Origin of the sequence: Streptomyces sp. JW3 (assembly GCF_052216785.1) — a bacterium.
Lineage (GTDB): Bacteria > Actinomycetota > Actinomycetes > Streptomycetales > Streptomycetaceae > Streptomyces.
Genome location: NZ_JBQOUX010000322.1, coordinates 1 through 247, shown reverse-complemented (window position 1 = coordinate 247; position 247 = coordinate 1). Strand labels below are relative to the sequence as shown.

Below are 247 nucleotides of genomic sequence, written 5' to 3'. Positions count from 1 at the left end.
GTGGACACCTCACGCCAGAACGGCAGTTCCGTGCGACGGTCGGCGGCCTGCTCGACCAGGCTGTGCGCCCAGCGCCGCATGGACGTGCCGTTGGCGGGCAGGTTCACCGGCTGACCGGCCGCGATCTGGCCCCAGGCCATGCCGAGGTCCGGGATCAGGATGCGCCAGGACACACCGTCGATCACGAAGTGGTGGCCGACGATGAGCAAGGCGTCGCGGCGGCGCGGGCTCTGTGTCGGCGCGCCGA

General features: G+C 71.7%; 1 protein-coding gene. It reads right to left on the bottom strand.

Annotated elements, in window-relative coordinates:
- A partial coding sequence (locus ACTT8P_RS38670; RefSeq protein ID WP_442836464.1) for a condensation domain-containing protein occupies nt 1-247 on the bottom strand: 247 nt, incomplete at both ends.